Here is a 25,994-nt window from a genome sequence, read left to right on the forward strand (position 1 = left end):
CCCGTCCGACTCCCCCCCCACCCCCGGAGGTCCGCCCGTGCCCCTGATCTCCCGAAGCGCGTTCGACCACTTCGAGGCCACGGCCGCCGGTCCGGCCGCCGACGACTACGGCCTGACCGGCCGCCAGCCCTTCACCGTCCTGCGGGAAGTCACCCGGGCGCTGCAACCGGTGCCGCTGAGGTTCGCCCGGGCCGGGCGGCCCCGGGGCGTCACCCTCACCGGGCTGCGGCTCGCCCCGGACAGCGGCGTCCTGCTGCGCCGGGTCTGCGACCCGGACACGCCGCTGCACGTGCTGAGCTGGTCCTGGGACCTGAGCGGGGACCCGCCGCTGGTCGGCCCGGCGGCGGACGCCGACCCGGCCCGCTGGACGGTGCCGTGGGACGGCGCGCAGCGGCGGCTCGACCCGGCCGCGCCGCTCGCCTTGGTGCCGCCCCGGCGGGTCGTGGGCTGCCAGTCGGTCCGTGTCATCCTGTGGCAGTCCCACCGGGGCGCCGACCCGGGGACGGTCACCGAGGAGGTGGTGGCGGCGCTGCGGCACAGCAGGCTGGCCGCGACCCTGGCGACCCTCGCCTCGGACGCGGAGACGACGATGATGACCGCCGTCGGCGTCCGCGAGGCGGCCGGGGAGCTCGGCCGGGAGGTCGCGCCCGTCCTGCGCGCCCTGTGCAGCGACTACGTCGACTTCTTCGAGGGCTTCTTCCCGGTCACCGACGGCGCCGACCGCACCGAGCGGTTCACCGGTTACTACAGTGAGTTGACCCTGCACACGTGAGGAGACGCCCGTGCCGAACGAGCCGGACCACGCGGAGTTCGCGCGACTGGTGGAGGAGGGCGAGGCGAGCGGCCGGCGGTACCTGGAGTTCCTGCGCCGCCCCGCCATGAGCGCCGGACTCTACGCGCTCGCCGCCGGGGACGAGGACCCCCAGCAGCCGCACGCCGAGGACGAGTTGTACGTCGTCGTGGAGGGCCGCGCGACCGTGCACGTCGGCGGGGACACGCGCCCGGTCGGCCCCGGCTCGGTCGTCTACGTGCCCGCCGAGATGCCGCACCGCTTCAGCGACATCACCGAGGACCTGCGCGTCGTCGTCGTCTTCGCGCCCCCGGAGAGCCGGCCGACGAGCTGAGGCCGCGACGGTGCTCGCGGGGCCCGGGCCTTCCCGGGGCGCGTCCGGGCCTCCGGGCGCCGGGTTCGGCCCCGGGCCTCCGGGCGCCGGGTTCGACCCGGGCGTCCGGGCGTCGGGTTCGGCCCCGGGCCTCCGGGCGCCGGGTCCAGGCGCTGGGCTCCGTGCGGTGCGCCCGGGTCAGCCGCGGGCGCGCCGCCGGTAGGCGCGGGTCTTCATCCGGTTGCCGCACAGCTCGGGCGCGCACCAGCGGGCCCGGTTGGGCCGGGAGCGGTCGTAGAACACCCAGTGGCAGTCCGGGGCCTGGCACATCTTCAGCCGCTCCCAGCTCCCGGACGTCACCGCCCGCAGGGTGTGCAGCACGAGTTCGCCCAGCGCCCGCTCGCCCGCCCGGCCCGCCGGGGCGAGGGCCGGGGCCCGGTCGGCCGGGGCGTTGAGCGCGAACGTCAGGCGCAGCGGGTCCCCCGCGTCCGGCGGGGGAGCGGTGGAGCCGCCGACGGCCGCGCGCAGCCGCGCGCGCAGCAGGTGGACCCGGTCGAGCGTCGGGCCGTCCACCGCGGTGCCCGGGGGCAGCAGGCCGTGCCCGGCGAGCCAGTCGGCCAACTGCCCGCGCGTGGCGATGCGGTCGCCGCCCCGGTGCGGCGCGCCCCGCCGGACGAAGGAGCGCCGGTCCAGGGTGTTGAGGAACGCGTGCACCAGCGCGGCCTCGGGCGGCAGCGGCGGTGGCGCGTCCGGAGGCCGGGGCGCGGCCGGGGACGGGGGAGCGTCCGGGGACGGGGGAGCGTCCGGGGACGGGGGAGCGGCCTGGGGTGTGGGGTCGTCAGCTTCCATGAAGGGGCCTTTCCACTCCACGGCGCGTCGACGCCCGGCGCCGTGCGCCCGTCACGCGACGCGCGACGCGCGACACTAGTTACCCGCCATTGTAAGTGTTGACCCCGCAGGGGTGGCAGCGTAGGTTCGCAGGACGCGAGCCGGAGGGAGGGGTGATGGCCGAGCCGCTGCGCCGCACGATCACGGTCAGCCAGGGGGTGGCCCTGTACACGGGGGCCATCGTCGGGGCCGGCGTGCTGCTGCTGCCGGCGCTCAGCGCCACCGAGGCGGGTCCGGCCGCGATCGTGGCCTGGCTGTTCGACGCGGCACTGGGCATCCCGCTCGCCCTCACGCTCGCGGCGCTGGCCAGCCGCTACCCCAACGCCGGCGGCGTGGCCACCTTCGTCACCAAGGCGTTCGGCCCGGCCGCGGGCATGGTGACCGGCTGGTTCTACTTCATCGCCGCGGCCACCGCACAGACGCTCGTCGCCCTGACCGGCGCCTACTACGGCGCCAGCTATCTCGGCCTGCCCCGGGGGGCGGCGTTCTTGCTGGCCGGGGCGATCCTGGTCTTCGCCACCCTGGCCAACCTGCGCGGCATCAGGGCCAGCGCGCGCCTGCAACTCGCCTTCGCCGCCACCGTCGCCACCATGCTGCTGCTGGCGCTGCTCGTCTCGGTGCCGCACTTCGAGTCCGCCAACTGGACGCCGTTCGCCCCGCACGGCTGGGGCGAGGTGGGCAGCGTCGCGGTGGTGATCTTCTTCGCCTTCTTCGGCTGGGAGGCCATCACCCATCTGTCCGAGGAGTTCCGCGACCCGGAGCGGGACGTGCCGCGCTCCACGCTGATCAGCGTGGGCCTGATCACGCTGCTGTACGTGGGCGTCGTCGTCGCCACGATCGGCACCGCCACCTACGGCAGTGACGACGTCAACCGCACCGTCATCGCCCGGTTGCTGGCCGACGGGCTCGGCGGCCCGGTGGGCACCATCGCCGCGGGCGTCGCGGTGCTGATCGCCCTGGGCACCACGAACGCCTTCGTGGCGGCCACCTCCCGGCTGGGCTACGCGCTCGCCCGCGACCGCGCCTTCCCCGCGCCGCTGGCCCGGGTGAGCCGCCGGGGCGTGCCGGGCGTGGCGGTCGTGGCCGTGGGCGGCTACGCCACGCTGGGCGTGATCGTCGGCTACTTCGCCGGGTGGGGGCCGGAGACGCTGCTCGTCATCCCCAACTCGCTGGTGATCCTCACCTTCCTGGCGGCCATGGCGGCCGGTGTCCGGCTGCTGCACGGCACCCGGCGGGTGCTGGCGGTGATCGGCACCGCGCTGTGCCTGGTGCTGCTGCCGTTCAGCGGCGCGGTGGTCTTCGTCCCGGCCGCCATCGCCGTCGTCGCGCTCGGCTACCGCCGCTGGCGCTCCGGCCGCGCGGCCGCGCCGGACGCCGGGGGCGGGCCGGACGCCGGTGCGGACGCGGGGCCCCGGACCACCGCGACGAAGGACTGACGACCGCGCCGCCGCAACCCCGCGGCTCCCCGCGGCGACCGCACGGCCGCACGGCTCCCCGGGCGGTCGGCCGGGGCCCGGCCCGGACCGCCGCGCGTCACTCAGGGGTGCCGCTCGCCGCCCAGCGGGGCGCCCTGGTCCGGCTTGACCTCCTTCATCACCAGGTGGGAGGTCACCCGGCCCACCCCGGGGAGGTTGCAGAGCACCTCGCGGTAGAGGCGCTCGTAGCCGGCGACGTCCTGGACGGCCACCAGGAGCAGGTAGTCGGGGTCGCCGAAGAGGCGGTACGCGGCGATCACCGCGCTCAGGTCCGCCACCTCGCGTTCGAAGCGCTCGACGGTGACCCGGTCCTCGCGGTGCATGACGATCGTGACGTAGGTGCGGAAGCCCAGTTCCAGGGCGTCGTGGTCCAGGACGGCCCGGTAGCCGCGGATCAGCCCGTCCTTCTCCAACTGGCGCACCCTGCGCAGGCAGGGGGAGGCCGTCAGGCCCACTCTCTGGGCCAGTTCCGCGTTGGTCATCCGCGCGTTTCGCTGGAGCTCCCGCAATATGCTGCGATCCACTGCGTCCATGGCGCAGGATTCTGCTGCGCGGTGCGGGATGTGACAAGAAGAAAGCAATCACCTGCCAGCGCATCATTGCTACCGTTTGTACCGGACCGACAGCACTGTCGCCGCAGTCCGGGATGTGACGTTCGCGGGTGATCGGGGCGTTTCGCCCCTGGCGCGCCGCCTCCCGGCGTGCGGTCGGCGGGTGCGGAACGAGGCCCGCGTTTTCTGGGCGCCATCAGGCCGGCGTGCAACGGGGGGAGCCACAGACGATCACTGCCGTGCGGCGGGCCCGTCGTCGAGCGCCCTCGCGACCTCGTGGGCGCCGGGCCCCGGAAGAGCACCGCGTTCCGTTCTTCGATTTCTTCGTTCCGGCGTCTGGGGAGCCGCGCTATGGCACATCGAAGTCTTCGTCATGCCTCGAAACATTCCGGGAACGCGGTGCAGCGCGTCATGGTGGTCGACCGCAACGAGCTCAGCAGGGCCGGGTTCGTCGCGCTGCTGGCCGCGGAGCCGGACATCGAGGTGCACGCCACCGGCGAGCGACCGCCGGACACCGCGCGGGACCTGGCGCGCACCCGTCCCGACCTGGTGCTGGTGGCCGAGGAGAACGGGATCGGGGAACGGCTGGAGCACGTGATGGCCGACTGCGCGGGCACCCCCGTCGTCGCCTTCGCCGGGGGCTGGGACCCGGCGACGGCGACGCTGGCGCTGCAACTGGGCGTGCGCGGCCTGGCGGTGAAGTCCGGGAGCCGGGCGGCGATCCTCGCGGCCGTGCACGCGGTGGCCTCCGGGGGCATGTACTTCGCCCCCTGCGTCGCGGAGACGATCGTGGCGGCCACGCTGGAGCGCGAGGAGTCCGGCGCCGGGCCCGCACCCGAGCTGCTGCACCGGTTCTCCGCCCTCACCCTCCAGGAGCACCGCGTCCTGCGGCTGCTGGCGCAGGGCATGACCACCGAGGACATCGCCGACTCGCTCGCCGTCAGCTCCGGCACGGTGAAGTCCCACGTCTCGCACCTGCTGCACAAGCTGCACTTACGCGACCGGGTCCAGGCGGTGGTGCTGGCCTACCGCTCGGGCTTCGTGGGCAGTGCCGCCGGCTCGCGCTGAATCGGTTCTGCGCCCGGCGGGCCGGAGGTGCCGGGCCCGGTGCGGGCCGTTCCGTCACCGGGGCGCCTGTCGCGCTGTCCGTGCCGGGGCTTACGGTCGGTCGCATGTCGTTCCAGCCGGCCGTGCTCGAAGGGGTGCTCGAGCGCGTCACGTACGCCAACGAGGAGACCGGTTACACGGTCGCCCGCGTCGCCCCGCTGCGCCGCAAGGACGCCGGTCACGACGGTGACCTCCTCACCGTCGTCGGCGCGCTGCTGGGGGCGCAGCCCGGCGAGAGCCTGCGCATGGAGGGGCGGTGGGGCTCGCACCCGCAGTACGGGCGCCAGTTCACGGTGGAGAACTACACGACGGTGCTGCCCGCCACCATCCAGGGCATCCGCCGCTACCTGGGCTCCGGGCTGATCAAGGGCATCGGGCCGCGCATTGCCGAGCGCATCGTGGCGCACTTCGGTCTGGACACGCTCGACGTCATCGAGCAGGACGCCGGGCGGCTGGTCGAGGTGCCCGGGCTCGGGCCCAAGCGCACCGCGAAGATCGCCGCGGCCTGGGAGGAGCAGAAGGCCATCAAGGAGGTGATGGTCTTCCTCCAGGGCGTCGGCGTCTCCACCTCCATCGCGGTGCGCATCTACAAGAAGTACGGGGACGAGTCGGTCCCGGTGGTGCGCGAGCACCCCTACCGGCTGGCGGCGGACGTGTGGGGCATCGGCTTCCTGACCGCCGACCGCATCGCGCAGTCCGTCGGCATCCCGCACGACAGCCCGGAGCGGGTGGCGGCCGGGCTGCGGTACGCGCTGTCCCAGTCGGCCGACCAGGGCCACTGCTTCCTGCCCGAAGAGCGGCTCATCGCCGACGCCGTCAAGCTGCTCCAGGTCGACACCGGGCTGGTCATCGAGTGCCTGGACGCGCTCGCGGCGGACGAGGAGGGCGTCGTGCGCGAGCGGGCGCCGGACCCGGAGCGCCCCGAGGAGCCGGTGACGGCCGTCTACCTGCCGCCCTTCCACCGCGCGGAGACGGCGCTGGCGGCCCAGGTGCGCAGGCTGCTGCACGCCCGCGAGGACCGGCTGGCGGCCTTCGCCGACGTCGACTGGGAGCGGGCGCTGGGCTGGCTGGCGCGGCGCACCGGCGCGGACCTCGCCGCCGAGCAGCGCGACGCCGTCCGGCTGGCCCTCACCCGCAAGGTGGCGGTGCTGACCGGGGGCCCCGGCTGCGGCAAGTCCTTCACCGTGCGCTCGGTGGTGGAGCTGGCGCGGGCCAAGGGCGCGAAGGTGCTGCTGGCGGCGCCCACCGGACGCGCGGCCAAGCGGCTGGCCGAGCTGACCGGCGCGCCGGCCGCCACGGTGCACCGGCTCCTGGAGCTGCGGCCCGGCGGGGACGCCGCCTACGACCGCGACCGCCCGCTGGACGCGGACCTGCTCGTCGTCGACGAGGCGTCCATGCTCGACCTGCTGCTGGCCAACAAGCTGGTCAAGGCGGTGCCGCCCGGCGCCCACCTGCTGCTGGTGGGGGACGTGGACCAGCTCCCGTCCGTCGGCGCCGGCGAGGTGCTGCGCGACCTGCTGGCCGAGGGCGGGCCCGTCCCGGCGGTGCGGCTGACGCGGATCTTCCGCCAGGCCCAGGAGTCCGGCGTGGTGACCAACGCGCACCGCATCAACGCCGGCCGGCCACCACTCACCCAGGGCCTGCCCGACTTCTTCCTCTTCCCCGAGGAGGACACCGAGGCGGCGGGCCGCCTGACCGTCGACGTCGCGGCCCGCCGGGTCCCGGCGAAGTTCGGCCTCGACGCGCGCCGGGACGTGCAGGTCCTCGCGCCGATGCACCGCGGCCCGGCGGGCGCGGGCGCGCTCAACGGCCTGCTCCAGCAGGAGATCACCCCCGGGCGTCCGTCGGTGCCGGAGAAGCGCTTCGGCGGCCGGGTCTTCCGGGTGGGGGACAAGGTGACGCAGATCCGCAACAACTACGACAAGGGGGCGAACGGCGTCTTCAACGGCACGGTCGGGGTGGTGACGGCCCTGAGCCCGGAGGAGCAGACGCTCACCGTGCGCACCGACGAGGACGAGGAGGTGGAGTACGACTTCGACGAGCTGGACGAACTGGCGCACGCCTACGCCGTCACCATCCACCGTTCGCAGGGCAGCGAGTACCCGGCGGTGGTGATCCCCGTCACCACCGGGGCGTGGATGATGCTCCAGCGCAACCTGCTCTACACCGCCGTCACCCGGGCGAAACGGCTCGTCGTGCTGGTCGGCTCCCGCCGGGCGCTGGCCCAGGCGGTCCGGACGGTCTCGGCGGGGCGCAGGCACACGATGCTCGATCATCGATTGCGCGCCGTGGGCGCCGAAGCGTAACTTTTCTGCGGCACTCCGTGCCAGGCGGGCGCCCATTGGCCGACCCCGAGTGCACCATCCGGGCGCAAGTGGGGGAGAGTGGGAAAAAGGACACGGGTCAGGGCAGCTCGATTCAACTTCTGCACCTCGAAGAAGAGGCACGACGTCGGTGAGGGATGACGTGAGCGAAACGGGTCGCACGAGCGACAACAGCGGCAAGGCAGTAGTCCTGCGGCACGGAGACGGCGAGTACAGCTACCCGCTGGTGGAGAGCACGGCCGGGGACAACGGCTTCGACATCGGCAAGCTGCGCGCCCAGACGGGTCTGGTGACCCTGGACTCCGGCTACGGCAACACCGCGGGGGTCAAGTCGGCGGTCACCTTCCTCGACGGCGAGCAGGGCATCCTGCGCTACCGCGGCTATCCCATCGAGCAGCTCGCCGAGCGCGGCACGTTCCTGGAGACGGCCTACCTGCTCATCCACGGCGAGCTGCCCACGGTGGACGAACTGGCCGCCTTCCGCGGCGAGATCACCCAGCACACGCTGCTGCACGAGGACGTCAAACGGTTCTACGACGGCTTCCCGCGCGACGCCCACCCGATGGCGATGCTGTCGTCGGTCGTCAGCGCGCTGTCCACCTTCTACCAGGACAGCCACAACCCCTTCGACGAGCAGCAGCGCCACATCTCCACCATCCGGCTGCTCGCCAAGCTCCCCACGATCGCCGCCTACGCCTACAAGAAGGCCGTGGGCCACCCGGTGGTCTACCCGCGCAACGACCTCGGCTACGTCGAGAACTTCCTGCGTATGACGTTCTCCGTGCCGGCCGAGGAGTACGACCTCGACCCGGTCGTGGTCAGCGCGCTGGACAAGCTGCTCATCCTGCACGCCGACCACGAGCAGAACTGCTCCACCTCCACCGTGCGCCTGGTCGGCTCCTCGCAGGCCAACATGTTCGCCTCCATCTCGGCGGGCATCAGCGCCCTGTGGGGCCCGCTGCACGGCGGCGCCAACCAGTCGGTGCTGGAGATGCTGGAGCGCATCCAGCGCGAGGGCGGCGACGTCGACTCCTTCATCCGCAAGGTGAAGAACAAGGAGGACGGCGTCCGCCTGATGGGCTTCGGCCACCGGGTCTACAAGAGCTTCGACCCGCGCGCGAAGATCATCAAGGCCGCCGCGCACGACGTGCTCTCCGCGCTCGGCAAGTCCGACGAGCTGCTGGACATCGCGCTCAAGCTGGAGGAGCACGCGCTCAGCGACGACTACTTCGTCTCGCGCAACCTCTACCCGAACGTCGACTTCTACACCGGCCTGATCTACCGCGCGATGGGCTTCCCGACCAGCATGTTCACCGTGCTGTTCGCGCTGGGCCGGCTGCCCGGCTGGATCGCCCAGTGGCACGAGATGATCAAGGAGCCGGGCTCCCGCATCGGGCGCCCGCGCCAGATCTACACCGGCGTCGTCGAGCGCGACTACGTCCCGGTCGAGCAGCGCTGACCCCGCTCCTCCGCGCCCCCGTCGCTGTGATCCAGTTCACATCGGCGGGGGTGCAACCCTTTCCACCCCTCCCGGGTCGAACCTGGTGACGGCGACACCCGGCGGAGCCGCCGTCACGGGCTGACGTCCGCGGGCGCTTGAGCGGCCACCGCGCACGCCCAGCCCAGCCGAGCACCCGGCCGTGATCCCGTGGGGGGAATCAGGAGCCGGGAAATGGGAAACGCCCCGATCGCGAGCCCGTGGGGGGACTCGCGAGGGGGCGTTTTCCTGCGTGCGGGCCGTGCGTCCACCCGGTCGGGTCCGGGCCGGCCGGGCCGGTACGCGCGCGCCGGACCTCTGTGGTGCGGTGCGGCGCCGTGGGGCGGGAGCGCGGGTCGCGCGGGGCGGGTGCTACGCGCGGCCGACGAGCTCGTAGCCCGCCTCGTCCACCGCGGCGCGCACGGCCTCGTCGTCGAGGGGGCCGGCCGAGCTGACGACCACCCGGCCGCTGCCCGCGTCGACCGTGACCTCCGTGACGCCCGCGAGCCCGCCGACCTCCTGGCCGACGGCCTTCTCGCAGTGCCCGCAGCTCATGCCGCTGACCTGGTAGGCGGTGGTGACGTCGGCCATGGGTACCTCCGGGAACGCGTGGTGCTGTGCTCCCGCGAAACCCTATACCCGCGGGGTGTATGCCGGACGTGCGGCCGGGCGGGCCGCTGCGGTGGCTGCGCGCGCCCGGGGCCGGGGCCGGGGGCGGGGGTGGAGTGGGGCGGGACGCCCGGGGCCGCCTACCGGCCGCGTCTGCCGTGGCCGGGGCGGCGCGTGACCCACTCGCGGATGGTGTCGGCGTACCAGAAGGGCCGGCCGCCCTCCACCACGTCCGGCGCGGGCAGCAGCCCGTGCTTGCGGTACGAGCGCACCGTGTCCGGCTGCACCCGGATGTGTGCGGCGATCTCCTTGTAGGACCACAGACGGCGGTCGGCCATGTAGCGGCACCTCCACTTCGCTGTCGGAGTGATGCGACTTCAGCCTGTGCCCAGCGCGACGACGGAACGTGACGGCACCCGTCGTCCGTGGCCCAGCCGTGACGGCGAACACGCGAAACGGTGACACCTGTTACCGGACCACGACCTCCCGCCCGCGCGTCGGCCGGCGCGGAACCCGCCGGAGCCGCCGGCGCGGGTTTGCCGACCGCCCGGCCGAGCAGGATGGGGCGTGAGCGCCGACCGGGTGCCGGGGCCGGCGCGGAGCACTGGAGGAGCGCATGGCGAACACGCCGGAGGACCGGAAGTACACCCGCGACCACGCGTGGGTGCGGATCGCCGCGGCCGGCCGGGTGCGCACCGGGCTCACCGACGTCGCGCGGCGTCGGCTCGGCCCCGCGGTCTCCCTGGAGCTGCCGCGGCCGGGCGAGCGCTTCGAGGCGTCCGACGTGTGCGCCACGGTGGTCTCGGCGGAGGCAGTCACCGAGGTCCGCGCGCCGATGAGCGGCACGGTGGCCGAGGTCAACCCGGCGCTCGACGGCGCCCCGGGCACGCTGGACGCCGACCCGTACGGCGACGGCTGGCTCCTGGAGCTGACCGTGGACAAGCCCGCGCAGCTCGACGGGCTGCTGACGCCGGCCGGCTACGCCGACTTCTGCCGGGAGAGCCTGCCGGACGCGTGAGCCGTCCGGGCCAGGCCGCCCGGGTGGGGCGTCAGGGCCGGGGGTTCGTCCTGCGCCACCGGGGGCGCGCGTCGCCGCCGCGGCCCGCGGCGGAGGCACAGCGCGGGCACAGCCGCCGCACCCGGTCGGCGGCGCCGCCCGACTCCGGCAGCGCGTCCGCCCACGCCACGTGCGGGAAGCGCACGAGCTGGGAGCGGCTGAGGGCCAGACCGCACACGGTCTGGTTCAGCCCCGGCTCCCAGGCGTGCGCCTCGCCGGCGGGCAGGCGGACGTTGTCCTCTTCGTCGAACCACTGGCCGGAGGCGGCCACGCGGTAGCTCTTCGGTGCGGGCACGCCCACCGGGTGCCCGGCCCGGCGGCGTCCTATCCTCGTGATCATGTCCGGGACGACAGCGAGGTGGGCCTCGGCCCTCAGGGACGCGGCCCGGGCCGGGGTGCGGGTCGAGCGGGGCGCGCTGACGCCGCTGCTCGCGCTGCGCGGCACCTGCGGGGTGGCGGTCGTCATCGGGTTCACGCTGTGGCTGGGGTCGCCCACGCTCGCGGTCTCCTCGGCGTTCGGCGCCTTCGCGTCCGGGATCGCCACCTTCCAGCGCAGCTACCGGCCGCGCGCGGTGCTCGCGCTGGCCGCGGCCGCCGGGCTGTCCGTCAGCGCCTTCCTCGGCTACGTGCTGGCCGGCCACCCGTGGGCCTTCACCGCGATGCTGCTGCTGTGGGCGTTCGGGGCGGGCATGGCCTGGGCGGCCGGGCCCGTCCCCGGTGTGGTGTCCGCGTTCACCGTCGCCATGATGCTCGTCGTGGTCACGCTGCCCTCGTCCGTGTGGAACGCGGCGCTCCACGCGGGCATCATCGCCGTCGGCGGGGTCGTGCAGGCGCTGCTCATCGCCGTCTTCCCCATCCGCCGCTGGGCGACCCGCCGGGAGGCGCTGGCCGACGCGCTGGCGGGCGTGGCCGACTACGCCCGCCGCCTGCGCGAGCACCCCAGCGCGCCGTTCGACCCCGAGCCGCTGATGGAGGCCCGCAGCGCCGCGGCCGTCACCCCGAGGCAGGCCCGGCGCCGCCCGCGCCAACTGCACGGCTACCGGCAACTGGCCGAGCGCTACCGGCCCGTGCTCGCCTCGCTCGCCGACCCCGTCGTCGGCGGCGTGCCCGACGACGGCGGGGCGCCCCGGGAGCGGGTGCGCGCGCTGCTGTCCGCCGCCGCCACCGTGCTGGACGCCACCGCGCGCGCCGTCCGGCGCGGGGAGCGCGTCCGGCTGCCCGACGAGGCGCTGGCCGTGCTGCGGGTCCCGGCGGACGGCCCCGCCCTGCCCCCGGTGCCCGCGCGCAAGGCGGCGCTGCGGCTGATCGCGCTGACCGAGGAGACGGTGGAGGCCGCCCAGGAGCCGGTGGAGGTGACCTCGCCGGGCCGCCGCGCGCACCTGCGCAGGCCCACCGGGCCCGGTCAGGTACCGGTCGTCCTGCGCACGCTGCGCCGGGAGCTGCGCGCCCCGTCCCCGGTGTTCCGGCACGCGCTGCGCCTGGCGGCCGTGGTGAGCACCGGGTACCTGCTGGGCCAGGCCCTGCCCACCGGGCACGGCTACTGGATCGGGCTGACGGTCGTGATGGTGCTGCGCCCGGATTTCTCCGCCACCGTGGAGCGGGGCGCGGCCCGGCTGGTGGGCACGGTCGCCGGTGTCGCGCTCGGCGGCGTCGTCCTCGCGCTGGCCCACCCCGGCCCGTACCCGGCCGCCGCCCTCGCCGTCGGCAGCGTCCTCCTCCTGTACGCGCTGATGCGCACCGGGTTCATGGTGATCTCCGCGTGCACCGGCGCCTACGTCGTCTTCCTGCTCGGCATCGCGGGCGCCGACTGGGCGCAGACCGTGCCCGAGCGCATCGTGCTGACCCTGCTGGGCGGCGCGCTGGCCCTCGCCTCCTACGCGCTGTTCCCCGCCTGGGAGACGCCCCGGCTCCGCGAGCGGCTGGCCGACTGGCTCACGGCGGCGGGCGGCTACGCCGTGGCCGTGCTGGAGGGCTTCGGCCGCCCCGGGGACGGCACGCACCGGGCGGTGCGCGAGGCGCTGCTCGACAACCGCGCCGCGCTGTGGGAGTGGGACCAGGCCACCGCGCGGGCGGGCGCGGAGCCGGTACGCCACCGCGGCCTGCCCCGGCGCCGGGCGGGCGACGCCCAGGCCGCGCTCACCACGGTCGGACGCTCCGCCATGCTCGCCGAGGCCCACCTGCCCGCCGCGCGCGCCCCCGGCGACGCGGGGGCCGCCGCGTTCGCCGACGCCCTGCGGGACGCGCTGGGGCGGGCCGACGACGCCGTGCGGCGAGGGGCCCGGCCGGACTGGGCGCCGGTGCGCGAGGCGCTCGTGGACTGGCAGCGCCACGCCGCCCACCCGGACGGCGTCGCCCTGCGCGCGGCGGAGCTGGTCGCGGACGCGCTGGAGGAGCTGGCCGACGCGGTCGCCGGCCCCCCGGCCGACCCCCGCACCGGCACGGCGGGCCGGAACCCGCGGGCGTGACCGCGCGGCCCCGGCCGCCGTGGCCCGGCCCGCGGTCCCCGGCCGGTGCGCGCCGGTCGCCGCGGTGGGCGTCGGCGGGACGGGGCGGGGCGTCCGGGCGCGTAGCCGGGGCGGCGGGGGGCCGCCTAGGGTGGGGCGGGCCATGGACGCACTCCGCCGGCGCTCGGCCACCAGGACCCCGCTGCTGCTGGGCGGCGTCGTGGTGCTGGTGTGCGCGGTGCTCCTGGTGCTCACCGTGCCCGGTGACGACGGGCCGGACGCGCCGCCGGCCCGGGCCGCCTGCGAGCCGCTGAGCGTCACCGGCTGGCGCCCGGCGCCGGAGCTGACCGCGGAGTTCGCCCGGTACGGCGACGACAACACACGGCTGGACGACTGGACCGGCGGGGACGGCAGCCGGTCGGTGCCGCTGCCGGACGGGCGCACCCTGTGGCTGTCGGCGGACACCTTCCTGGACCGGGTGCACCCCGAGGCCGCGTTCGGCGGACCCTCCCGGGACCCCTCCCCGGTGTGGGTGCGCAACGCGGGGCTGGTGATGTCGCCCGACGGCACGCTGGAGCGCACCCTGCTGGGGCCCGGGCCCGGCGCCCTGTTCCCGGGGCTGGCCGACCCCGACGGCGGCGAGGTGTGGCGCTGGCCGGTGCAGGGCGTGGTCGAACCGCGCGAGCCCGGCGCGGCCGAGCGCGTCGTCCGCGTGCTGCTGTGGCAGCGCGGGACCGGCACCGGCCCGTGGGTCTTCGGCGTCCCGCGCGCCACGGAGGTGGCCACCCTCCGCCTGCCGGAACTCACCGTGGAGTCGATCCGGTCGATCGACGTGCCGCCGTCCGCGGACCCGGCCGAGCGGGTGCTGTACGGCACCTCGGCCGTGCGCGCGGGGGCGTGGACCTACGTCTTCGGCGCCGACGAACGCACCGCGCACGGGCGGGCCGCCCGCGCCCACGTGGCCCGCGTCCCCCTCGGCCGGCTCGCCGACCGCGCGGCCTGGCGCTACTGGGACGGCCACGCCTGGCAGGCCGACCCCGCCCGGGCCGCCCCGCTGCCGGTGGGCGCGCGACCCGCCCACGAGCCGCGCCGCGGGGCGTCCAACACCTACACCGTCGCCCGGCACGGGGGAACCTGGCTGCTGCTCACCACCGACGCCGGTGGTCCGGACGGGCGCGGCCTGACGACCGTCACCTCCTACTGGGCGTGCGCACCGCAGGGGCCCTGGCACGGCCCGTCCGACGTGCTCGAGCCTCCGCTGCCCGAGGGCGGCGAGCAGGCCGGGGCCGTCGCCTACAACCCGCAGCTCCACCCCGCGCTCGGCCCCGGGCGGGAGCACGGCACGGAGCCCGCCCCGGGCGGGGGCGGGCTCGTGCTCGGCTACGACGTGAACGTGGTCGGGTCCACCGCCGCCGTGCAGCGCGACGTGGAGCTCTACCGGCCCCGGTTCGTCCGGCTGGACCTCAGCGCGAAGGGCCGCTGAGCCCGTCGGCGTCGCCGTCCTCGGCGCGCAGCTCGGCGGCGCGCCTCGCGGCGGACTCGCGGGCCGCGGCCTGGGCGGCCGACCGCGCGGCGGCCTGGGCGGCCAGCTCCGCCTCCTCGCGCTGGTCGAGGTCGGGGATGCCGTCGTGGTCGTCGTCCCGCGTCTCCTCCTCCCAGATCCGGCGGTAGTGCCGGTCCCGGGACTTCAGCAGGACCGCGGCGACCAGCGCGGAGAGGAAGGAGGCGATCAGCACGGCGGCCTTGACGTGCTCGACCGTCTCGGCGTCGTCGAAGGCCAGCTCGGTGACCAGGAGCGAGACGGTGAAGCCGATACCGGCGAGCATGGACACGCCCGCCACGTCCGACCAGGACAGGTCGTCGCTCAGCTCGGCCTTGGTGAAGCGGGCGGCGAGCCACGTGCCGCCCAGCACACCGACGATCTTGCCGATGACGAGGCCGAGCGCGACGCCGATCGCCTCCGGCTCGCCCGCCGCCTCGGCGAGCGCCGCGCCGGAGACGCCCACGCCCGCCGCGAACAGGGCGAACACCGGCACCGCGAGCCCGGCCGACAGCGGCCGCACCTGGTGCTCGATGTGCTCGGCCGGGGACTGTGCCTCGCCCGGGCGCTCCTTGACGCGCAGCAGCATGCCCATGGCCACACCGGCGATCGTCGCGTGGATGCCGCTGTTGTACATCAGCGCCCAGATCACCAGGGCCAGCGGCACGTAGAGGTACCAGCCGCGCACGTTCAGCTTGTGGTGCAGCAGCCAGAACACCGCGAGCCCCGCGACCGCGCCCGCCAGCGCCCACAGGTCCAGCTTGGAGCTGTAGAACAGGGCGATCACCATGATCGCGCCGAGGTCGTCCACGATGGCGAGGGTCAGCAGGAAGGCCCGGATGCCGGAGGGCAGGTTGGTGCCGATCACCGCCAGCACACCGAGCGCGAAGGCGATGTCGGTGGCCATCGGGATGGCCCAGCCGCTGTAGCTGCCGCCGCCGCCCGCGTTGACGGCCACGTAGAACAGCGCGGGCACCACCATGCCGCACACCGCCGCCACCACGGGCAGCGCGGCGGCGGCCGGGCGGCGCAGCTCGCCGACGACCAGCTCCCGCTTGAGCTCGATGCCGGCGACGAAGAAGAAGATCGTCAGCAGCCCGTCCGAGGCCCAGTGGGCGACGGACAGGTCGAGGCCGAACGCGGGCAGCCCGAAGTGGAGGTCGCTGACCTTCTCGTACAGGTCGGACAGCGGCGTGTTCGCCAGGACCAGCGCCACGATCGCCGCGCCGAGCAGGAGGAGGCCACCGACCGTCTCGGTGCGCAGGGCGTCCGCCAGCAGCCGCCGTTCCTTCAGGCCGGGCCGGGCGAACACCCGGTTACCCTGGGTCGGCGGGGGTGGTGTGGACGTCATGGGGCGGCCTCCTGGGGGCAAGCGGGACGGACATACGAACCGTAAAAGCACGAGTCTCGTGCTGCCGACCAGACTTCCCGGCACACCATGATCGCGTTGACGCGTTCCATATCACCGTACCCGCACGTCACGGCTTTACCGCAAGGGTCACTGTGAGCTATGCCGCTCTACCGACCGGTACACGCGCAACCCTCCACCCCGCCTTCCCCGCCCCCGGCAGCCCGCTCCGCCGGGCGTGCGGACCGTTCCCCGGGTCGGGTGGGACCGGTTCCCGGGTCGGGTGGCACCGGTTCCCGGCCACCGCGCCACCGCGCCGTCGGGCCCCCGGGCCGCCCGGCCGTGCCGGCACGGCGTCCACGGGTGTCCGGTCGGACGCGAGCGAGGACCGCGACGCTCCGGCCGGTTCGTGCCGGGCCCCGCGTCGGTGGCCGGAAGCCCACGGCCCCGCGAGCCGCAGCGGCCGTCCCGGCCTTCGCGCCGGGACGCAGGAAGCCGCCCGGCCAGGTCGCCGAGTCCCGGCGTGACCCCGAAGCGGGTGGCGGGGGCCGGGCTCCGCGGTGCCCCGGGCACCGCCCCTGGGCTGCTCTACCCTGGGCCGGCGGCCGGGCGCGGGGCCGGGTCGTGCCGCGTCGTCTGCGGTGAGGAGAAGGCGTGCGACGTTCCGGGATACCGACCAGCTTCCTCGGGGACTACCCGCGGCTGCTCGCGGAGGTCTCCGACACCGGGCGGCTGCCCCGCCGCGCCGAACTGGAGTCCTTCCGGGAGCTGGGGGAGCGGGCCGCCGAGGCCGGGCACAACCTGCGCGAAGTGGTCGGTCTCTACCTCGGCGAGACCCGCGCCCTGTGGGGCACGCTGCCCGGCGTCATGCGCGCGGCCGCCGCGCCCGAGCGGGCCCGCACCGGAGACGCCATCCTGGCCGCGCTGGAGGCCGCGGTCGGCGCCCTGGGCGACGGCCACGAGACCGCGCGGCGGCTCGCCGTACGGCAGGAGGAGGCCGAACGCCGGGAGTTCGTCGACGACCTGCTGCACGGCCGCAGCGACCTGGGCCGCCTGGCCGAGCGGGCCCAGCGCTTCGGCCTGCGGCTGGCCGCCACGCTCGCCGTCGCCGTCGCCGAGGGCCCGGCCGGCGAGGCCTACGACGACGTCCACCCCACCGTGCGGCGCATCGAGCGGGAGCTGCTGGCCCGGTTCGGCGAGCGCGACGCGCTGCTGACGACCAAGGACGGCCGCCTGGTGTGCGTGGCCAACAGCGGCGAGGACCGCGCCGTGCTCAACGCCTTCGCCCGCCTGGCCGCCCGGCCGGGCCCCGGCTACGTCGCCGCCCGCCGGGTCATGCTCGGCCGCGACCACCCCGGGCCGGGTGGCGTGGTGCTCTCCTACGAGGAGGCGGTGGACGCCCTGCACGTCGCCGACCGGCTCGGCCTCGTCCCCGTCCAGCTCGCCGCCGCCGAACTGCTCGTCTTCCCCGTGCTCCTGCGGGACCGCAGTGCGATGGCCGACCTGGTGCGCATCGTGCTCGGCCCGCTCGCCGAGGCCCGGGGCGGGGCGGAACCGCTGGTGCGCACGCTGATGGCCTGCGCCCAGGCCAACCACGTCAACGCCGAGGCCGCCCGCCGCCTCGGCGTCGGGGTGCGCACCCTCACCTACCGGCTGGCCCGCATCCGCGACCTGACCGGCTACGACCCCGGCGACCCGCTCCAGCGCTACACCCTGGAGACGGCCGCGATGGGCGCCCGCCTGCTCGGCTGGCCCGAGCACGAGCTGTAGTCCCTCCGGCGCCCGCTTCCGGGCGCCGCCCTGCCGTGCGGCGGCGGTCTTCCGCGCGCCCGTGACCTCCGCGCGACGGCGGCCCGCGGGCGGCCCGAGTGCCCCGGCGACCGTGCGCGACGCCGGGCGGCCATCCCGGGCAGCGACCCCGTGCGGTCGTCCCCGCGCGTCCGCCCTCGTGCGGTGACCGAGGCGGCCGCCGGGGTGGCGGGACCGGCGCGGTGGGGCCCGTGCACGAACCGACGCGGAGCCGGGGCCGCCGGACGTGCGCGGTTGCACCAGCTCGTGGCATAAGTGGCGCGTAAACATTGCCGGGTTCGGGCAATGCGGCGCGGTCACGTCACGCGTCACGATGGACGCACACCGCAACCGGTAGAGGGGGACAGGGCGATGGCCGGATTCACCGGGTTCTGGGAGGCCGCTACGGCGTTCCCCGCCGTCCTGTTCGGCTTCGCGCTCGTCGTCGTGGCCGGATACTGGCTCGCGGTGCTGCTGGGGGGCGTCGGGCTCCCCGGGACCGACGCCCCGCACGGCGGGGAGGGCGTCGGCTCCGGTGAGTCCGGCGGCACGGGGGGCACGGGGGAAACGGGGGGCGCCGCCGGGCTCAGGGGGGGCCTGGCGGCGCTCGGACTCGGTGGCGTGCCGGTCACCGTCACCGGCTCGCTCCTGGTGGCGATTGCCTGGTTCACGTCACTGAGTGGCGCCGCGCTCTTCGACGCGCTGTGGCTCCGCGTCCTCACGCTGCCCGCCGCGCTGGTGGCCGCCTGGCTCGGCACCCGCCTGCTCGTCGCCCCGCTGCGCCGCCTCGCGCCCGGCGAACCGGGCATCTCGCGCGCCGACTTCGTGGGCCGGGTGTGCACCATCCGCACCGGCCGCGTCGACACCGGCTTCGGGCAGGCCGAGGTGGCCGCCGACGACGGCTCCACCGCCGTCGTCCAGGTGCGGGCCGAGGGCACCGACGCCGCCCGGCTGAGGTCGGGCAGCACCGGGCTGCTCTACGACTACGACGCCGAGGGCGAGTTCTTCCGCGTCGCGCCCTTCCGCCTCGCCGCCCCCGACGCGGGCCCCTGACGACCCGGGTCCGCACGACCCGGCCCGCACGACCCGACCCGGCCCGCACGACCCGGCCCCGGACGGCCCGCCCCGGCGGGCGCACCGGTCGCCGGTGGGCCCGGCGCGCCCGCGCCGCCCCGCCCCCGCTTCCGCTCCACCCGCACGTCACACGTAAGGGACTTCCGCCATGGATGCCATCTCCACCGGCCTCGGCGTGCTGCTCGCCGTGGTCCTGCTCATGGGCCTCGGCCTGCTCCTGCTCGTCGGCCGGCTGTTCCGCAAGGTGCCGCAGGGCAAGGCGCTCATCGTCTCCAAGATGCGCAAGGTCGACGTCACCTTCACCGGCACGGTGGTGCTGCCGGTGCTGCACAAGGCCGAGGTGATGGACATCTCGGTGAAGACGATCGAGATCGGCCGCACCGGCAACGAGGGACTGATCTGCAAGGACAACATCCGCGCCGACATCCGGGTGTCGTTCTTCGTGCGGGTCAACAAGACCCGCGAGGACGTCATCAAGGTCGCCCAGTCCATCGGCACCGAGCGGGCCAGCGACCGCGCCACCCTCCAGGCCCTGTTCATCGCCAAGTTCTCCGAGGCGCTCAAGACCGTCGGCAAGCAGTTGGACTTCGCCGACCTCTACACCATGCGCGACGAGTTCCGCGACCGCGTCATCGCCCTCATCGGCACCGACCTCTACGGTTACAGCCTGGAGGACGCGGCCATCGACCACCTGGAGCAGACCCCGCTGTCCGCGCTGGACAGCGACAACATCCTCGACGCCCAGGGCATCCGCCGCATCACCGAGCTGACCACCACCGAGAACGTGCGCACCAACGAGTTCAAGCGCACCGAGGAGAAGGAGATCACCCGGCAGAACGTCGACGCCCGCGAGGCCGTGCTGGAGCTCCAGCGCCGCCAGGCCGACGCCGAGATCCGCCAGCAGCGCGAGATCGACACCGTCCGCGCCAGGGAGGAGGCGGAGACCGCCCGCGTGCAGGCCGAGGAGCGGCTGCGCGCGCACACCGCGCACCTGAAGACCGAGGAGGCGCTCGGCGTCCAGAACGAGAACCGCGAGCGCGAGGTCGCCGTCGCCAAGCTCAACCGCGAGCGGGTGGAGGCCATCGAGCGGGAGCGCATCGAGAAGGACCGGCTCCTGGAGGTCATCGCCCGCGACCGGGAGACCGAACTGCACCGCATCGCCGCCGAGAAGGAGGTCGAGGCCGAGCGCCGCGACATCGCCGACGTCGTCCGCGAGCGGATCGCGGTGGAGAAGACCGTCGCGCAGCAGGAGGAGGAGATCAAGAAGCTGCGCACGGTCGAGGAGGCCGAGCGCGAGCGGCAGGCGCTCATCATCGTCGCCGAGGCCCAGGCCCAGGAGCGGCTGGTGAAGGACATCAAGGCCGCCGAGGCCGCCGAGCAGGCCGCCCGGCACCGGGCCGCCGAGGAGGTCACCCTCGCCGAAGCCCGCCGCAAGGCCGCCGACCTGGACGCCGAGGCCGCGCAGCGCCGGGCCGAGGGCAAGCGCGCCGACGAGGCCGCCAGCGGACTGGCCGAGGCGGAGGCGCTGCGCGAGAAGCTGCGCGCCGAGGCCGAGGGCCTGACCGAGAAGGCGGCGGCCATGGCCGCGCTGGACGAGGCCGGACGCGAGCACGAGGAGTACCGCCTGCGCCTGGAGGCGGAGAAGGAGATCCGCCTCGCGGACATCACCGTCCACCGCCACATCGCCGAGGCCCAGGCCACCCTGGTCGGCGCCGGGCTGGAGAAGGCCAACATCGACATCGTCGGCGGCGACTCGGTCTTCTTCGACCGCCTGGTGGGCGCGATCTCCACGGGCAAGGGGGTGGACGCCTTCGTCGGCAGCAGCGAGGCCGTGCGCAGCATGGCGGCCAAGTGGCTCGACAAGGAGGACTCCACCTTCACCGACGACGCCACCGCGGCGCTGTCCGCCCTCGGCACGGGTGGCCTGCGCGACCTGGCGGCCACCAACCTGATGACCAAGCTGGCGAAGCAGTAACCGGCCCGCACCCTCCCGCCCCCCGGTGCCGCGGCGTCGCGGCACCGGGGGCGGGGCCGGGCCCCGAGCACCGCACATCACCGAGGAGTCGCACGTGACCACGGACGCAGCCACGCCCAGCGCCGACGCCCCCGCACTGGACGGCGCCACGTACGACGTCCTGCACACGCGCCTCACCGGCGCCGCCCACACCCTGGCCGCCCGGGCCCAGCGGCTCAACGACCGCCGTCTGGACGCCTTCGGCGGCACCGGGCTGCACCTGCTGGACAACGCCGCCCTGCGCACCGAGCGACCCGCCACCGCGCGCGCCCTCGTCCACGTCGCCGGGCACCTGCTCGCCGGGTACCAGGCCGCTCCGGCCGCCGGCGCCGGGCCCACGGCGCCGGACGATGTCTCCCGGGTCTCCCGGGTCTCCCGGGTCTTCCGGCTGCACCGGCCCGACACCCGCCCCGCCGCGCCCGACGCCGTCCCCGGCCTCCTGGACGACCCGGCGTTCCAGCGCGACTTCGCCGAGCTGCACCGCTACTACCGCCAGGCCCGGCTGCTCCAGCTCCGCCGCACCGGCACCCTGCTGCTGGCCGTCTTCCAGACCGGCGAGCGCGCGGACGACCTGCGGGTCCTGCGCTGGCGCCTGGACGCGCCCGACGACACCCCGCACTACCTCGACGACCAGGGCGAGCGCGACCACACCCCGCCGCCGCCCCACGACGTCACCTGGGTGCCCGCCACCCGGCAGGACCACGTGCGCGGCCGCCACCCGCACCTGTCCGTCGCGGACGGCACCCTGTTCGTCTCCACCGTCGGCGGCCGGCTCACCGTCAAGCTCACCGACGACACCGAGACGCCCGAGGGCATCCACTCCGAGCCGGTGGCCGAGCCCCTGCAGTCCCTGGCCGACGCCGACGTGGCCCACGCCCGCGTGGGCCCGCTGGTGCTGCTGCGGGTGCGCCCCTACAAGGAGAGCACCGACCGCTACCTGGTCTTCAACGAGCGCACCGGCGAGATCGTCCGGCTGGACGGCATCGGGCTGTCCTGCCGCCGGCTCCCCGAGGACGAGGGCGTCATCTTCCCCGGCGGCTGCTACCTGGCCACCGCACCGGCCGGGGCCGCCGTGCGCACCTTCGACACCGACACCGGCGGGCTCGCCTTCGAGGCCGCCGTGCCCGCGCCGGGCGGCGAGGACGTGCTCTACGTCTTCCACGCCCGCGCCGAGGGCCGCACGCTGCTGCTGCCCTACAACCTGATCCGCAAGGAGGTCGCCGCGCCGATCACCGCGCGCGGCCACGCCCTGCTGGACGACGGCACCCTGGCCGTGCTGCGCCCGCGCGACGGCGAGCCCGCCCGCCTCCACCCGGTGCAGCGCTGGCGCACGCCCTTCGCCTCCGAGGCGCACGACGCCGCCCGGCCGCCGGTGGAGGGGCCGCTCGGCCGCGTGGGGAACCAGGAACTGGTGCGCGCGGTCTCCGACGCCCTGTCCATCGCCCGGATGGCCGACGAGATGGCCCCGGGCAGCGCGGTGTTCACCGACATCGCCGCCGCCTGCGCCCGCCTGTCCGACAGCCACCCCTGGCTGGTCGAGGAGGGGCTGGAGGACCTGCACGAGCCCCTCGCCGAGCTGGGCGCGACCGCCGCGCGGGTCATCGAGGAGTTCGAGCGCGTGGAGGAGCTGCGCGCCCACGCCGCCGCCCGGGTCGCCCGCGCCGCCGAGGACGTCACGGCGCTGGTCCGCCGCGCCCGCGGCGAGGCCCCGCGGGACCCGGCCGACTGGGTGACGCTGCTGACCGACCTGCGCCGGGCCCAGGGCGCCGTGGCCCTCCTGCACGACCTGCGCCACGCCGACACCGCCCGCGTCACCGAGCTGGCCGCCGAGCTGACCGACACGCTGGAGGCCACCGGGCGCCGCGCGGTGGACTTCCTCGCCCGGCCGCACGCCTTCGACGCCACCGCCGCCGCCCTCGCCGACCTCACCGAGCGGGCCGCCTCGATCGGCACCGCCGCCGAGGCCGCGCCGCTGGAGGAGCGCGTCGCCGAGGAGGGCGAGCGCCTCCAGACGGTCTCGGACGTGGCCGCGGGCCTGGAGATCCCGGACGTCACCGTCCGCACCGGGCTGCTGGAGCGCGTCGGTGAGGTCATGGCCGCCGTCAACCGGGCCCGTGCCGTGCTCGACGGGCGCCGCCGGGAACTGCGCGAACACGAGGGACGCGCCGAGTTCACCGCCGAGTTCGCCCTGCTCGGCCAGGCCGTCGCCGGCGCCCTGGCCGCCGCGGGCACCCCCGCGCAGTGCGACGGGCAACTGGCCGCGCTGCTGCTGCGCCTGGAGAACCTCGAAGCGCGCTTCGCCCTGTTCGACGACGCCCTGGCCCAGCTCGCCGAGCGGCGCGAGGAGATCTACGAGACGTTCTCCGCCCGCAAGCAGGCCCAGCTCGACGAGCGGGCCCGGCACGCGGAGCGGCTGGCCGAGTCCGCCGCCCGCGTCCTGGACACCGTCGTCCGGCGGGCCGGCACCCTCGGCTCGCCCGAGGACGTCGGCGCCTTCTTCACCACCGACCCGCTGGTCGCCCGGGTCCGCGCGAGCGCCGCGGAGCTGCGCGCGCTGGAGGACACCGTCCGCGCCGACACCCTGGAGGGCCGGCTCACGGCCGCCCGGCAGGAGGCCGCCCGCGCGCTGCGCGACCGCGCCGACCTCTACGACGGCGAGGGCACCGTCCGGCTCGGGCGGCACCGGTTCGCCGTCACCACCCAGCCCGTCGACCTCACCCTGGTGCCCCAGGACGGCGCGCTCGTCTACGCCGTCACCGGCACCGACTACCGGGCGCCCGTGCACGACGCCGAGTTCGCCCGCACCCGTGTTTTCTGGGACCAGCCGCTGCCCTCGGAGTCCCCGGAGGTCTACCGCGCCGAGCACCTGGCCGCGCGGGTCCTCGCGGAGACCGCGCCGACCGCGCTGCGGCGGGCGGAGCGGACCGACGGCGGGCTGCTCGCGCTCGTCCGGGCCGCCGCCGAGTCGGCGTACGACGAGGGGTACGACCGCGGCGTGCACGACCAGGACGCCGCCGCCGTCCTGGCCGCCGTCCTCCGCCTCCGCGCGGACGCCGGTCTGCTGCGCTTCCCGCCCGCCGCCCGCGCGGCCGCCCAACTCCTGTGGGCCCACGGCACGGACGGTCCGGCCCGTGCCGCCTGGACCGTGCGGGCCCAGTCCCTGGCCCGCGCCCGCGCGGCCTTCGGCACGACGGCCACGCTCGCCGAGCTGGCCACCGAACTCACCGACGCGGCGCGGAGGTTCGTCGCCGACACCGCGCTGCCGCTGTTCGTGGACGAGGCCACCGGCACCTACCTGGCCGAAGAACTGGCGCTGGGCGGGCCCCGGTTCGCCACCGGAGCCGGTGCCCGCGCGCTGCTCGACGGGTTCCGGCGGGCGCTGGGCGGGCCGCACTCCGCGGCGGCGAAGGAGTTCGCGGAGGACCTCCACGCCCTCGGCGACGACCTGGCCGCCCGCCACCAGCTCACCCACGCCTGGCTGCACGCCTACGTCACCGCGCGGCGGGAGCGCGCCGGGGAACCCGGCCCCGGCGGGACGGCCGAGCCGCCCCCGCCGGGCGGGGCCGCCGGGGCCGCCGGGACCGCCGGGACCTCTGCGTCACCTGGGACGGCCGGGGCGCCCGAGCCGGCCGGGAAGCCGGCGCCGCCGGGGCCGGTGGGGGCCTCCGGGGCGTCGGGGCCGTCCGCCTCGTCCGCCTCGTCCGCCTCGTCCGCGTCGGCCGAGCCGCCCGAGCCGCGGGATCTGCCCGAGGCCGTCGCCGTCGAGCTGTGCGGGGACGCGCTGGACCGGCGCGAGGTCGCGGCGCCGCTCACCGCCACCGTGCCCGGCCTGCTGGGCACCCACCCGCGGCTGCGCGGCGGCGCCCTTCCGCTGCGCCTGGACGAGTTCCTCGCCCGTACCGCCGGCTTCCGCACCCACCGCGTGCCCGCGCACCGCGCCTACACCCGGCGCCGCAACGCCCTGCTCGCCGCCGAGCGCGAGCGGCTCCGGCTGGACGACTTCCGCCCGCGGGTGATGTCCGCCTTCGTCCGCAACCGCCTCATCGACGAGGTGTACCTGCCCCTGGTCGGCGACAACCTGGCCAAGCAGCTCGGCACCGCGGGCGAGGAGCGCCGCACCGACAGCCAGGGCCTGCTGCTCCTGCTCTCCCCGCCCGGCTACGGCAAGACGACGCTGGTGGAGTACGTCGCCGCCCGGCTCGGTCTGGTCCTGGTCACCGTGAACGGTCCGGCGCTGGGCCACCACACCACCTCGCTGGACCCGGCCGCGGCGCCGGACGCCGCCGCCCGCCGCGAGGTGGAGAAGGTCAACTTCGCGCTGGAGATGGGCGGCAACGTCTGCCTGTACCTGGACGACATCCAGCACCTGTCGGCCGAGCTGCTGCAGAAGTTCATCCCGCTGTGCGACGCCCAGCGCCGCATCGAGGGCGTCTCGACGGCCGACGGCCGCCCGCGCAGCCACGACCTGCGCGGCAAGCGGTTCGCCGTCGTCATGTCCGGCAACCCCTTCACCGAGTCCGGCGCCCGCTTCACGGTGCCCGACATGCTGGCCAACCGCGCCGACGTGTGGAACCTGGGCGACGTGCTCAGCGGCCGCGAGGACCTCTTCGCGCTCAGCCACGTGGAGAACGCGCTCACCTCCCACCCGGTGCTCGCCCCGCTCGCCGCGCGCGACCGCGGCGACGTGGAGTTGCTGGTGCGCCTCGCCGCCGGGGACGCCATCGCCACCCCGGACCGGCTGGCCCACCCCTACCCGCCCACCGAGGTCGAGCAGATCACCGCCGTCCTGCGCAGGCTGCTGCACGTGCGGCGCACGGTGCTGGCCGTCAACGCCGCCTACATCGCCTCCGCCGGGCAGGACGACGCCACCCGCACGGAGCCGCCGTTCCGCCTCCAGGGCTCTTACCGCAACACCAACCAGCTCGTCGAGCGCATCGTGCCGGTGATGAACGACGCCGAACTCGAAGCCCTGCTCGACGACCACTACCAGGCCGAGGCGCAGACGCTCACCACGGGCGCCGAGGCGAACCTGCTCAAGCTCGCCGAGCTGCGCGGCCGGCTGACGCCGGGGCAGGAGCGCCGCTGGGCCGAGCTCAAGGCCCGCTACGGCGGCCGCGCGGCGGGCGGCGGGGCCGGGGCGGGCGCCGGCGGGTGAACCGGCCCACCCGGCACGCGGCGCCGACCGGGCCGGACGG

Annotated in this window: 19 protein-coding genes; 13 read left to right on the forward strand and 6 right to left on the reverse strand. The window is 75.7% G+C overall.

Annotated elements, in window-relative coordinates:
* The first annotated feature begins 37 nt into the window (after positions 1-37).
* Positions 38-772, forward strand: coding sequence for a hypothetical protein (locus tag OSB71_RS19160; protein ID WP_265949635.1), 735 nt, complete (start codon positions 38-40; stop codon positions 770-772).
* Between the two features lie 10 nt (positions 773-782).
* Positions 783-1,124: a cupin domain-containing protein gene (locus tag OSB71_RS19165; protein WP_416237296.1), complete on the forward strand. Its 342-nt coding sequence runs from the start codon at positions 783-785 to the stop codon at positions 1,122-1,124.
* A 177-nt stretch (positions 1,125-1,301) separates the two neighbouring features.
* Here OSB71_RS19165 and OSB71_RS19170 read toward each other — a convergent pair whose 3' ends face one another.
* The gene (locus tag OSB71_RS19170; protein ID WP_265949637.1) at positions 1,302-1,952 is read right to left on the reverse strand and encodes a CGNR zinc finger domain-containing protein; all 651 of its coding nucleotides are present in this window, start codon (positions 1,950-1,952) and stop codon (positions 1,302-1,304) included.
* Positions 1,953-2,107: 155 nt separating this feature from the next.
* Between OSB71_RS19170 and OSB71_RS19175 the strand changes: the two genes are divergently transcribed.
* Entirely contained in the window at positions 2,108-3,427 is a 1,320-nt protein-coding gene (locus OSB71_RS19175) for an APC family permease (RefSeq protein ID WP_265949639.1), read from the forward strand.
* 101 nt (positions 3,428-3,528) lie between these two features.
* Here OSB71_RS19175 and OSB71_RS19180 read toward each other — a convergent pair whose 3' ends face one another.
* Positions 3,529-3,999, reverse strand: coding sequence for an Lrp/AsnC family transcriptional regulator (locus tag OSB71_RS19180; protein WP_265949640.1), 471 nt, complete (start codon positions 3,997-3,999; stop codon positions 3,529-3,531).
* 417 nt (positions 4,000-4,416) lie between these two features.
* On the opposite strand from OSB71_RS19180, the gene OSB71_RS19185 reads away from it, so the two are divergent.
* From OSB71_RS19185 to OSB71_RS19195, 3 genes are all read left to right on the forward strand, one after another.
* A complete protein-coding gene (locus tag OSB71_RS19185) occupies positions 4,417-5,085 on the forward strand; it encodes a LuxR C-terminal-related transcriptional regulator (RefSeq protein ID WP_265949642.1) in 669 nt (222 codons plus the stop codon).
* 104 nt (positions 5,086-5,189) lie between these two features.
* Positions 5,190-7,430: an SF1B family DNA helicase RecD2 gene (gene recD2, locus OSB71_RS19190; RefSeq protein WP_265949644.1), complete on the forward strand. Its 2,241-nt coding sequence runs from the start codon at positions 5,190-5,192 to the stop codon at positions 7,428-7,430.
* Positions 7,431-7,590: 160 nt separating this feature from the next.
* A complete protein-coding gene (locus OSB71_RS19195; RefSeq protein ID WP_265949645.1) occupies positions 7,591-8,907 on the forward strand; it encodes a citrate synthase in 1,317 nt (438 codons plus the stop codon).
* Between the two features lie 390 nt (positions 8,908-9,297).
* On the opposite strand, the gene OSB71_RS19200 is transcribed toward OSB71_RS19195, so the two are convergent.
* Positions 9,298-9,516 carry a heavy-metal-associated domain-containing protein gene (locus OSB71_RS19200; protein ID WP_265949647.1) on the reverse strand — a complete coding sequence of 73 codons (219 nt, stop codon included), beginning with the start codon at positions 9,514-9,516 and terminating at the stop codon, positions 9,298-9,300.
* Positions 9,517-9,674: 158 nt separating this feature from the next.
* Positions 9,675-9,872 (reverse strand): helix-turn-helix transcriptional regulator, encoded by a 198-nt coding sequence (locus OSB71_RS19205; protein ID WP_265949649.1) that lies wholly within the window; start codon positions 9,870-9,872, stop codon positions 9,675-9,677.
* A gap of 278 nt (positions 9,873-10,150) precedes the next feature.
* On the opposite strand from OSB71_RS19205, the gene OSB71_RS19210 reads away from it, so the two are divergent.
* Positions 10,151-10,552 carry a glycine cleavage system protein H gene (locus OSB71_RS19210; RefSeq protein ID WP_265949650.1) on the forward strand — a complete coding sequence of 134 codons (402 nt, stop codon included), beginning with the start codon at positions 10,151-10,153 and terminating at the stop codon, positions 10,550-10,552.
* A 31-nt stretch (positions 10,553-10,583) separates the two neighbouring features.
* On the opposite strand, the gene OSB71_RS19215 is transcribed toward OSB71_RS19210, so the two are convergent.
* Positions 10,584-10,886, reverse strand: a complete 303-nt coding sequence (locus OSB71_RS19215; RefSeq protein WP_265949702.1) for a hypothetical protein — start codon at positions 10,884-10,886, stop codon at positions 10,584-10,586.
* Positions 10,887-10,929: 43 nt separating this feature from the next.
* Between OSB71_RS19215 and OSB71_RS19220 the strand changes: the two genes are divergently transcribed.
* On the forward strand, positions 10,930-13,056 hold the full coding sequence (locus OSB71_RS19220; RefSeq protein ID WP_265949652.1) for an FUSC family protein: 2,127 nt from the start codon (positions 10,930-10,932) through the stop codon (positions 13,054-13,056).
* Positions 13,057-13,198: 142 nt separating this feature from the next.
* Positions 13,199-14,518 carry a DUF5005 domain-containing protein gene (locus OSB71_RS19225; RefSeq protein ID WP_265949654.1) on the forward strand — a complete coding sequence of 440 codons (1,320 nt, stop codon included), beginning with the start codon at positions 13,199-13,201 and terminating at the stop codon, positions 14,516-14,518.
* Here the strand turns inward: OSB71_RS19225 and nhaA are convergent.
* Positions 14,499-15,926 carry a Na+/H+ antiporter NhaA gene (gene nhaA, locus OSB71_RS19230; RefSeq protein WP_265949655.1) on the reverse strand — a complete coding sequence of 476 codons (1,428 nt, stop codon included), beginning with the start codon at positions 15,924-15,926 and terminating at the stop codon, positions 14,499-14,501. The two genes, OSB71_RS19225 and nhaA, sit on opposite strands and share 20 nt — an antisense overlap.
* 651 nt (positions 15,927-16,577) lie before the next feature.
* On the opposite strand from nhaA, the gene OSB71_RS19235 reads away from it, so the two are divergent.
* The 4 genes from OSB71_RS19235 (at position 16,578) to OSB71_RS19250 (ending at position 25,954) form a co-directional block, all read left to right on the forward strand.
* Complete coding sequence (locus OSB71_RS19235; protein WP_265949657.1) at positions 16,578-17,693, forward strand: PucR family transcriptional regulator; 1,116 nt, start codon at positions 16,578-16,580, stop codon at positions 17,691-17,693.
* A gap of 390 nt (positions 17,694-18,083) precedes the next feature.
* On the forward strand, positions 18,084-18,764 hold the full coding sequence (locus OSB71_RS19240) for a hypothetical protein (protein ID WP_265949659.1): 681 nt from the start codon (positions 18,084-18,086) through the stop codon (positions 18,762-18,764).
* Positions 18,765-18,933: 169 nt separating this feature from the next.
* Positions 18,934-20,760, forward strand: coding sequence for a flotillin family protein (locus OSB71_RS19245; RefSeq protein WP_265949661.1), 1,827 nt, complete (start codon positions 18,934-18,936; stop codon positions 20,758-20,760).
* A 94-nt stretch (positions 20,761-20,854) separates the two neighbouring features.
* A complete protein-coding gene (locus OSB71_RS19250) occupies positions 20,855-25,954 on the forward strand; it encodes a DNA repair ATPase (protein WP_265949663.1) in 5,100 nt (1,699 codons plus the stop codon).
* Positions 25,955-25,994 lie beyond the last annotated feature (40 nt).

It is taken from the genome of Streptomyces marinisediminis (genome assembly GCF_026262575.1).
GTDB classification, from domain to species: domain Bacteria; phylum Actinomycetota; class Actinomycetes; order Streptomycetales; family Streptomycetaceae; genus Streptomyces; species Streptomyces marinisediminis.

Coding starts and splice junctions, on each gene's coding strand:
- OSB71_RS19170 (WP_265949637.1), bottom strand. CDS start 1,952: ATGGAAGCTGACGACCCCACACCCCAGGCCGCTCCCCCGTCCCCGGAC.
- OSB71_RS19175 (WP_265949639.1), top strand. CDS start 2,108: ATGGCCGAGCCGCTGCGCCGCACGATCACGGTCAGCCAGGGGGTGGCC.
- OSB71_RS19180 (WP_265949640.1), bottom strand. CDS start 3,999: ATGGACGCAGTGGATCGCAGCATATTGCGGGAGCTCCAGCGAAACGCG.
- recD2 (WP_265949644.1), top strand. CDS start 5,190: ATGTCGTTCCAGCCGGCCGTGCTCGAAGGGGTGCTCGAGCGCGTCACG.
- OSB71_RS19200 (WP_265949647.1), bottom strand. CDS start 9,516: ATGGCCGACGTCACCACCGCCTACCAGGTCAGCGGCATGAGCTGCGGG.
- OSB71_RS19205 (WP_265949649.1), bottom strand. CDS start 9,872: ATGGCCGACCGCCGTCTGTGGTCCTACAAGGAGATCGCCGCACACATC.
- OSB71_RS19210 (WP_265949650.1), top strand. CDS start 10,151: ATGGCGAACACGCCGGAGGACCGGAAGTACACCCGCGACCACGCGTGG.
- OSB71_RS19220 (WP_265949652.1), top strand. CDS start 10,930: ATGTCCGGGACGACAGCGAGGTGGGCCTCGGCCCTCAGGGACGCGGCC.
- OSB71_RS19225 (WP_265949654.1), top strand. CDS start 13,199: ATGGACGCACTCCGCCGGCGCTCGGCCACCAGGACCCCGCTGCTGCTG.
- nhaA (WP_265949655.1), bottom strand. CDS start 15,926: ATGACGTCCACACCACCCCCGCCGACCCAGGGTAACCGGGTGTTCGCC.
- OSB71_RS19240 (WP_265949659.1), top strand. CDS start 18,084: ATGGCCGGATTCACCGGGTTCTGGGAGGCCGCTACGGCGTTCCCCGCC.
- OSB71_RS19245 (WP_265949661.1), top strand. CDS start 18,934: ATGGATGCCATCTCCACCGGCCTCGGCGTGCTGCTCGCCGTGGTCCTG.